The sequence below is a fragment of the Ralstonia sp. TCR112 genome (genome assembly GCF_007997035.1).
Taxonomy (GTDB): Bacteria; Pseudomonadota; Gammaproteobacteria; order Burkholderiales; family Burkholderiaceae; genus Ralstonia; species Ralstonia edaphi.
Map to the genome: position 1 here is coordinate 1 of NZ_VOSS01000278.1, position 609 is coordinate 609.

General features: G+C 61.1%; 2 protein-coding genes. Both read right to left on the minus strand.

Annotated features, from left to right (window positions below):
• A partial coding sequence (locus tag FUT88_RS25945) for a cytochrome c biogenesis protein ResB (RefSeq protein WP_147219386.1) occupies positions 1-309 on the minus strand: 309 nt, incomplete at its 3' end.
• 112 nt (positions 310-421) lie between these two features.
• Positions 422-609: c-type cytochrome (locus FUT88_RS25950; protein WP_410003906.1), on the minus strand; the 188-nt coding region annotated here is incomplete at its 5' end.

Genomic DNA, 609 nt, shown 5'->3' on the forward strand with positions numbered 1-609 from the left:
GGGGGCATTGCGCACGATGCACAGCGACGTCGACACCACCAGGAACGCCAGGATCAGAAGAAACCACCACGCGCTGTAAACGGTGGGCAGCGTCAGAGAGCGGAACACATCGGCCCAGAACGGCCCGAACTGGTTGACGTAGTTCGGGTACGGATCGTTCTGCTTGAGCACCGTGCCGATCACGCTGGCAATGGCAATCACCGTCAGCAGGCTGATCGCGAAGCGCATCGACGACAGCAGCTCAACCGTTTCACGCAGCGCGCGACGGCGAGAGCGGATCTGGACGCCGGAAGTGGAGACCGAAGACATGCGGGGAAACAACCTGTTCAAAAACGAAAACAGGGTGGCGATGCCAGGCGCATTGCCACCCTGTTCTTCTTGTTGATTGTGCGACCGTCAGTAGACGGCCGGGTGCGGCAGATTAGCGCAGGCCGGCAATGTAATCGGCCACCGCCTTGATCTGCTGGGCCGTCATGCGACCGGCCAAGTCGTGCATCTGTACGCTGTTCTTGCGAGCGCCGCTCTGGAATGCAACCAGTTGAGCCTCGGTGTATTCAGAGAACTGACCTGCGATACGCGGATACTGCGCCGGGATGCCGGCGCCGTCGG